The organism is Vibrio sp. 10N.261.51.A3 (assembly GCF_041471965.1).
GTDB lineage: Bacteria > Pseudomonadota > Gammaproteobacteria > Enterobacterales > Vibrionaceae > Vibrio > Vibrio crassostreae_C.
Genome location: NZ_JBFRPK010000021.1, coordinates 209,167 through 216,099, shown reverse-complemented (window position 1 = coordinate 216,099; position 6,933 = coordinate 209,167). Strand labels below are relative to the sequence as shown.

Annotated in this window: 6 protein-coding genes; 1 reads left to right on the top strand and 5 read right to left on the bottom strand. The window is 43.4% G+C overall.

Features of this window, described 5'->3' with window-relative positions; all coding sequences use genetic code 11:
• Positions 1 to 51 precede the first annotated feature (51 nt).
• The gene (locus AB4371_RS06115) at positions 52 to 486 is read right to left on the bottom strand and encodes a DUF2753 domain-containing protein (RefSeq protein ID WP_004734047.1); all 435 of its coding nucleotides are present in this window, start codon (positions 484 to 486) and stop codon (positions 52 to 54) included.
• 200 nt (positions 487 to 686) lie between these two features.
• A complete protein-coding gene (gene gloA, locus AB4371_RS06110) occupies positions 687 to 1,103 on the bottom strand; it encodes a lactoylglutathione lyase (RefSeq protein WP_137002124.1) in 417 nt (138 codons plus the stop codon).
• Between the two features lie 765 nt (positions 1,104 to 1,868).
• Here gloA and AB4371_RS06105 point away from each other — a divergent pair.
• Positions 1,869 to 4,622 carry a cation-transporting P-type ATPase gene (locus AB4371_RS06105; protein WP_048610520.1) on the top strand — a complete coding sequence of 918 codons (2,754 nt, stop codon included), beginning with the start codon at positions 1,869 to 1,871 and terminating at the stop codon, positions 4,620 to 4,622.
• Positions 4,623 to 4,800: 178 nt separating this feature from the next.
• On the opposite strand, the gene nth is transcribed toward AB4371_RS06105, so the two are convergent.
• The 3 genes from nth to rsxG all read right to left on the bottom strand — a co-directional run bounded on the left by nth (position 4,801) and on the right by rsxG (position 6,922).
• Positions 4,801 to 5,436: an endonuclease III gene (gene nth / locus AB4371_RS06100; RefSeq protein ID WP_372102483.1), complete on the bottom strand. Its 636-nt coding sequence runs from the start codon at positions 5,434 to 5,436 to the stop codon at positions 4,801 to 4,803.
• A gap of 164 nt (positions 5,437 to 5,600) precedes the next feature.
• The gene (locus tag AB4371_RS06095; protein WP_012603531.1) at positions 5,601 to 6,293 is read right to left on the bottom strand and encodes an electron transport complex subunit E; all 693 of its coding nucleotides are present in this window, start codon (positions 6,291 to 6,293) and stop codon (positions 5,601 to 5,603) included.
• Entirely contained in the window at positions 6,293 to 6,922 is a 630-nt protein-coding gene (rsxG, locus tag AB4371_RS06090; RefSeq protein ID WP_012603532.1) for an electron transport complex subunit RsxG, read from the bottom strand. The genes AB4371_RS06095 and rsxG overlap by 1 nt, the downstream gene beginning before the upstream one ends.
• Positions 6,923 to 6,933 lie beyond the last annotated feature (11 nt).

The following is a 6,933-nucleotide window of genomic DNA, read 5'->3' as shown; positions in this document are numbered from 1 at the left end:
GCCTCCTCCTACTCGATTTAGATTTGGAGTCGTTGTTTGGACGTAACTTGTTTAGTTCAAGCGGAAGCGGGCGATCATTTCACAGTTGGTCGCGGTATCGATCTTCTCCACCATAGAGGCAATTTTAGGGTTTGGGTGGCGTTTCATGAAATCGATCAGCGCTTTCTTACAGCAACCAATAGAATCGATAAAGCTTGAACATTGGGTATTAGGGCACTGAGGGATCAGTGTGAGTACCTTTTCGGAAGCCAGTTGAAGATACTTGAGCTCGTATTCAGTGTCGCCAGCCCAACGCCAGAATTGAGCAAGATTGTGGCAAGAAATCACCGAAATCAGTAACCGCTCATCGGCTTGAATATCGGTGCGTTCTGTAATTTCTTCACTTAAGTTCAAAGCCTGCTGATAATGAAGAATACTTCGTACAGGATCGTCGAGCTGCAATGCAGTATCGGCAAGTAACGTGTGTTTTTCCCATTCGCTAATCATTGTATTACCTCATTAATCAATAGGCGGTTAATTCAAATGATAATCATTATCATGTAAAGTTTCATCAATGAGATTGTTAAGAATAATTGGTGAAGCATATCGATTATGGGGAGAGTGATAAAAAAGAAGCGAGCATAGTGCTCACTTCTTTTTTCATTTCATCAGGCGTTCAAACTCAACTTCTCAAAGAGGTTAAGGAATTAACCTTCTAGACCTGCGCTTGCTTGTTTGTTCTGAATCAGCTCAATCATGTAGCCATCAGGATCTTTAACGAACGCAATGTGTGTAGAGCCGCCTTTAACCGGACCCGCTTCTCGCGTTACGTTGCCGCCAGCTGCTTTAATCGCATCACACGTTATGTAGATGTCATCAACACCGATAGCAACGTGACCAAAAGCAGAGCCAAGATCGTATTCCGTGGTGCCCCAGTTGTAAGTCAGCTCAATCACTGCGCCTTGAGATTCGTCGCCAAAGCCAACGAAAGCCAGTGTGTATTCGTACTCTTTGTTTTCGTTCTTACGTAATAGCTGCATGCCCATTACATTGGTGTAGAACTCGATAGACTTGTCTAGATCACCCACGCGTAGCATGGTGTGTAAAATACGACCGTTTGACATGATTTGCTCCTAGCTTGTTATTGGTTGTTTCTTTTATAGCACTATATATGAGCAAGCTCATAAGCAACACCAAAGAGATGATGAGTTTGGTCATATTTTCTTATTCTCATCATCTATCTTACTCTCCCCCTCTACCTCTTTTCTCATTTGTATTACAAAAAATCAAAGGGCGACGGCCTTATTAATTTGTCAGTTACTAGCACTTAATTCGCAATTTTGCATAAATAGTAAGTTTGAGTGTTGGTCTTTTTTGTAATGGCCAAGAATGGCCTTGGTTGTTGAATTGTGACTTATATCTCCATCTTGTTGCTGATTTCCTTTCGTTTTTACAATTGGCATCTAACTTTCCATTTTATCAATTTATTATTACGCCAACATATCCCTTTTTATAGAAAGGTTATTCCGATGTTTTACTTCGTTATTAAGGAATTTTCGATAAAATACGCTAATAACTAATGGTTTTTACGAAAATGCAAAAGGTGTCTATTTTTTGTACTTATCTTTTTTTAACAATAGTTTGGGCTTGTATTGTTTGTTTTATGTTTGATGTTTGGGGTGGTTGTGTTTTCAAAGTAGTTGTCAAGTGTGTATCAAGTGTATCTTTTGCGATCTTTGCTAAATAGACAATCCTTACTATATAGTTTTTCAAGCGCACCAAATCGACTAAATATTCACTTTTGATTTGTGCGATTTTTCTATCACATAAGAATAAGTATTATTTTATTACATTAGCCTCGGCGTGAGGCATTGATGTGGAGTACTCAAATGACGAGTAAATGGTTTACACAACAAAGTTCAGATGTTTTAAACGAACTGAACGCAGATCAAACGACAGGTTTATCAACTTCTGAAGCGGATGCACGCTTAGAGAAGCACGGCACTAACGAACTGACTGCACAAGAGTCAGCTTCTGCGTGGGAACTGTATATTCATCAATATAAAAACCCACTGATTTTTATTCTAGCTGTTGGTGCAATCGTTTCTTGGTCTACTGGCCATGCGATTGATGCTATTGCTATTGCAGTGATTATCCTTATCAATACTGGTATCGCGTTCTGGCAAGAATTTAAAGCTCAGAAAGGGATGGAAGCGCTAAAAGAAATGGCAGCTCCAGAAGCCGAAGTGATGCGCGATGGTAAATGGATCAGTGTTCCAGCTAAAACCCTCGTTCCTGGTGACATCATCAAAATTAATACTGGCGATATTCTGCCTGCTGATGTTCGTATTCTTGAGTCAAACCGTCTGACGGTAGATGAGGCTGCACTTACCGGTGAATCTGAGCCAGTGAACAAGCAGTCTGAACGCCTTGAAGATGAGACTCTTGGTCTTGGCGATCAGAAGAACATGGGCTTCATGACAACAATCGTGACTACAGGTACAGGCCTTGCTGTTGTAACAAGCACAGGTATGCAAACTGAAGTTGGTCACATCGCTGATATGATGAACCAAACGGAAGAGACGAAAACACCAATGCAAGAGCGTATGGACACCATCGCACTCGCGTTATTGGTTGTTGCTCTTGTGGTTGTTGCTATTGTTTGTGCTATCGGTGTTTACCACGGTATGCCATGGTTAGAAATCCTAACAACAGGTATCTCTTTATCGGTTGCCGCTATTCCTGAAGGCTTACCAACGGTGGTTACTATCGTATTAACGATGGGCTCGACTAAGATGGTTAAGAATAATGCTTTGGCTAAACAGCTAGCAGCAATCGAAACGCTTGGTTCTACAACCGTTATCTGTTCAGATAAAACAGGTACGCTAACACAAAACCAAATGCAGGTAATGAAAGCGTACGATGTGTCTGGTCGTTACTGGGATGTATCAGGTAAAGGTTTTGATCCTAAGGGTGAATTCATTACCAAAGGTCACAATGTCGAAGCGACAAACAGCCCTGCTATGATGAAAGGTCTTGTTGTTGCAACGCTTTGTAACGATGCTGAATATGTAAATGCTGATGGTAAATGGACGGTTCGTGGCAACCCGACAGAAGGTGCACTAATTGTTGCAGCTGCAAAAGCAGGTCTTAAACAAGATGAAATGCTATCAACGGGTGGCTACTCAATTGTTAAGAAGTTCCCGTTCGATTCTGGTCGTAAGATGGCTTCTGTTATCGTTCGTGACCCACAAGGTAAGCACTTCCTAGCATTGAAAGGCGCGCCAGATGTTGTTCTTGGTAAATCAACCAGCTTCATGGTTGACGGTGGTTTCGTACCAACGGTTGGCTGTGAAGTTTCAGGCAACTTGGCTCTCGATACCGCACCGTCTCAAGAACTTCATTTAGACTTTGAAGCGGCAATCCAAACCTTTGGTGGTGATGCTCTGCGTACACTTGCCGTTGGTTTCCGTGAATTAAAAGAAGAAGAGCTTGAGTTAGATTTCCCTGAGCTTGAAAAAGACGTCAGCATCCTGGGTATCTATGGCATCATGGATCCACCACGTCCAGAAGTGCGTGATGCAGTAAATAGCTGTTATAGCGCTGGTGTTCGTACGGTAATGATTACCGGTGACCACGCAGTCACGGCAGCAGCGATTGCTCGTGAAATCGGAATCATCCGTAGCGAAGACGATCTAGTGGTAACGGGTGCTGAGCTTGACCAAATGGATGACGAGAAGCTTTTGTCTATCTGTTCTCAGGTTGCAGTATTTGCACGTGTTACTCCAGAGCACAAGCTGCGTATCGTAAAAGCGCAGCAAGAGAACAACGAAGTTGCCTCTATGACCGGTGACGGCGTGAACGATGCGCCAGCACTGCGTCGTGCAGACATTGGTGTTGCGATGGGTATTACAGGTACGTCTGTTGCGAAAGACTCAGGTGACCTTATCCTGTTGGATGACAACTTTAGTACTATCGTGAAGGCGGTACGTCAGGGTCGTCAAATTTTCGATAACCTACGTAAGTTTATCCGCCAAGCACTTACAGCGAACGTGGGTGAGGTTTCGGTAATCCTATTTGCATTCCTACTCATGGGACCAGATGTAGTACTTCCGCTAACTCCACTAATGATTTTATGGGTTAACCTCGTTTCTGATGGTCTACCAGCACTCGCACTTGGTGTTGAACCAGAAGAGAAAGATCTCATGGAGCGTAAGCCAGGCAAACGTGACCAAGGCTTCTTCTCTAATGGTCTAGGCGCTCGTATCCTAACTCGTGGTCTCGCATTAGGTGGTCTAAGCTTTGTGACATTCTCTTACGCACTCGACGGTGGTTACAGTGCTCAATACGCACAAACCGTTGCGTTTTTAACACTGATCTTTGCTCAACTTTGGAGCTTGTTCGATGCACGTACGTTTACAACGATTTATCGTAAGAATCCGTTCACTAACCACTACCTACTTGGTGCGGTGGCAGTATCGGCTATCTTGTCTTTAAGCGTTGTTTACACAAGCTTCGGTCAGCTGGTATTCAGCACAGAAGCACTAGAGTTTAATCACTTAATATCGTTAATCTTCATTGCAGCAGTACCAACATTTGTTCTATCTGCTATCAAAGAAGTGACTAAAGTGAAGTTTATCTAAGACAGACTTCTTAGCTAAATAATTGAATCCCGCCATAAAGGCGGGATTTTTATGCCTGTTATCTTGGGAACGCAGAATTAGAAATGAAAACTGATGTAGAGGCGGCTTCTAGAGAGTGGCAACAAAAAAGCAGCGCTTTAAGCGCTGCCGTATTGATTAATCGTTGTGAACGGAAAGACTAATCTTCGCTCTTTTCTTTGAACTCACAGAGGTCTTCAATGATACAGCTGCCACAGCGTGGTTTACGTGCGACACAGGTGTAACGTCCATGAAGAATGAGCCAATGGTGGACATCCAGTTTGAATTCTTTTGGGATAACTTTAAGTAGTTTTGCTTCGACATCGTCGACGGTTTTACCCATCGCTAGCTTAGTGCGGTTTGATACACGATAGATGTGAGTATCAACGGCAATCGTTGGCCAACCGAATGCGGTATTTAACACTACGTTTGCTGTTTTGCGACCAACACCTGGAAGGGCTTCTAATGCAACGCGATCTTCCGGTACTTCACCATTATGTAAGTCAAGCAGCATACGACACGTTTTGATGGTGTTTTCTGCTTTTGAATTAAATAGACCGATGGTCTTGATGTACTCTTTTAAGCCATCAACACCTAGGTCGAAAATTGCTTGTGGCGTGTTGGCTACAGGGTACAGCTTATCCGTCGCCTTGTTCACACTAACATCGGTTGCTTGTGCTGATAAAAGTACGGCGATCAGCAACTCGAATGGGCTGTTCCAGTTAAGCTCAGTCTCTGGCTTTGGATTGTTTTCTCTTAAACGCTCAAGTATTTCTACTCGTTTTACATTGTTCATAGCGACATTACTTTCAAATAGTTAGGGCATGAAGCTTGGATTGCTTCTGCTTTATCATCGGTTACGCGCTCTTATGAGCGTCATTATTATATGTACTGTTTAGATCTGATTTTCCCCGCTGAGTGGTTGAGCTAACTCAGCGCGGTTTAAGCTAATTTAGCTTATTAAGCATTGGTAACGCGAGCGCGTTCAATGACTGGTTTTTCTTGTTTTGGTTGTCTAGATTTTGCTTGGTTATCGATGATGTTTTTCAAAGCAATTAAGAAACCAACACCAATGAAGGCACCCGGTGGAAGCAGGGCTAACAAGAAGCTGTTATCAAATTGGAATATCTGGATTCGTAACACAGAAGCCCAGTCACCAAGCAGCAGGTCTGCGCCATCAAATAGGGTACCGTTACCAATAATCTCACGCATCGCACCTAACACGACCAATACTGATGTCATGCCTAGACCCATCCAAAAACCATCTTGAGCCGCTGGCAGCACTTCATTCTTTGAAGCGAAGGCTTCCGCACGACCAATGATGATGCAGTTGGTTACGATCAGCGGGATGAAGATACCCAAAGATAGGTAAAGCCCATAGGCGTATGCATTCATCAGCAATTGAACACACGTTACTAGTGATGCAATGATCATTACGAATACTGGGATACGCACTTCTTTTGGTACGTGGTTACGAACCAAAGAAACAGAAACGTTTGAGCCGACCAGTACAAGCAAGGTAGCAATACCGAGCCCAAGTGCGTTAGTGACTGTTGACGATACAGCCAGCAGCGGACATAACCCAAGAAGTTGTACTAGGGCAGGGTTATTGGCCCACATGCCATTTTTGATCAGTGTTTTATGGTCACTCATTATTCACCACCACAATTTAGAGGTTGAGCAAGCAATGCTTGGTTGTTTTGGTTAACGTATTGAACCGCTTGTTTGACTGACTTCACGACCGCTCTTGGTGTGATGGTTGCGCCAGTAAACTGGTCAAAGTCACCACCGTCTTTACGAACCTTCCAACGGTCAAGATTAGAATCTGTTACTTGTTTGCCTGCAAACGAAAGTATCCAATCACTTACACGCAAATCAATCTTATCACCCAAACCTGGAGTTTCTTGGTGAGAAAGCACGCGAGTACCTAAAATAGTACCGTCGATCTTCATTCCAACAATCACTTTAATCGCGCCGTTGTAGCCGTCTGGGGCAATCGCTTCGATCGCAATCGCACTCGGCTCACCATTGATTTTAGCAATGTAAGCCGGCATCGCTTGCTCAGTACCAAGCTCTTCTGCTTGAACCAAAGTACAAGACGAAAACAGCTCGTTGTCGTGCAGATCGTGCGGGATCACTTGATTAAGAACAGACAGTAACTGAGCCTGTTCTTGTTGTTTGATCTGATCTTTGGTCAGGTAGTGAGTTACCGCGACCAAACCCGTCGAAGCACACGCAAAGATCGCGAGTACAAGGCCGTTTTTCTTAATTGCATTTAGCATGATATCCGCTC

Coding starts and splice junctions, on each gene's coding strand:
- AB4371_RS06115 (WP_004734047.1), bottom strand. CDS start 486: ATGATTAGCGAATGGGAAAAACACACGTTACTTGCCGATACTGCATTG.
- gloA (WP_137002124.1), bottom strand. CDS start 1,103: ATGTCAAACGGTCGTATTTTACACACCATGCTACGCGTGGGTGATCTA.
- AB4371_RS06105 (WP_048610520.1), top strand. CDS start 1,869: ATGACGAGTAAATGGTTTACACAACAAAGTTCAGATGTTTTAAACGAA.
- nth (WP_372102483.1), bottom strand. CDS start 5,436: ATGAACAATGTAAAACGAGTAGAAATACTTGAGCGTTTAAGAGAAAAC.
- AB4371_RS06095 (WP_012603531.1), bottom strand. CDS start 6,293: ATGAGTGACCATAAAACACTGATCAAAAATGGCATGTGGGCCAATAAC.
- rsxG (WP_012603532.1), bottom strand. CDS start 6,922: ATGCTAAATGCAATTAAGAAAAACGGCCTTGTACTCGCGATCTTTGCG.